Origin of the sequence: Acinetobacter sp. NIOH-H-8 (assembly GCF_046635365.1) — a bacterium.
Classification (GTDB): Bacteria; Pseudomonadota; Gammaproteobacteria; order Pseudomonadales; family Moraxellaceae; genus Acinetobacter.
In genome coordinates this window covers 1-402 of sequence record NZ_JBHDVN010000309.1, presented here as the reverse complement: position 1 = coordinate 402, position 402 = coordinate 1, and the positions used below count along the sequence as shown (strand labels likewise).

Sequence of the window (402 nt, the reverse complement as noted above, 5' to 3'; positions counted from 1 at the left end):
ATTTCCAACAGCTCTTTCATCGGCACATAGGCCAGTTCTTCCAGCGTCGAGAAGCCTTCTTCTACCAGAACAGTCGCGAAGTCTTCATCGATGTCGAGATATTTGGTGAAGGTGTCGATCGCTGCGTGCGCTTCCGCCTGATGCTTAGCCTGCAGGTCGTCAACGGTCATCACGTTGAGTTCCCAACCGCTCAGCTGCGAAGCCAGACGCACGTTCTGACCGTTACGGCCAATCGCCTGCGCCAGGTTACCGGCTTCAACGGCGATATCCATGGTGTGTTTATCTTCATCCACCACGATAGAAGCAACGTCTGCCGGTGCCATTGCGTTAATCACGAACTGCGCCGGGTTATCATCCCACAGGACGATATCGATACGCTCTCCGCCCAGTTCAGTAGAAACC

Annotated in this window: 1 pseudogene; it reads right to left on the bottom strand. The window is 54.2% G+C overall.

Going from position 1 to position 402, the window contains the following annotated elements:
• A pseudogene (nusA, locus tag ACEWB7_RS18385) lies at positions 1-402 on the bottom strand (transcription termination/antitermination protein NusA); the annotation flags it as partial.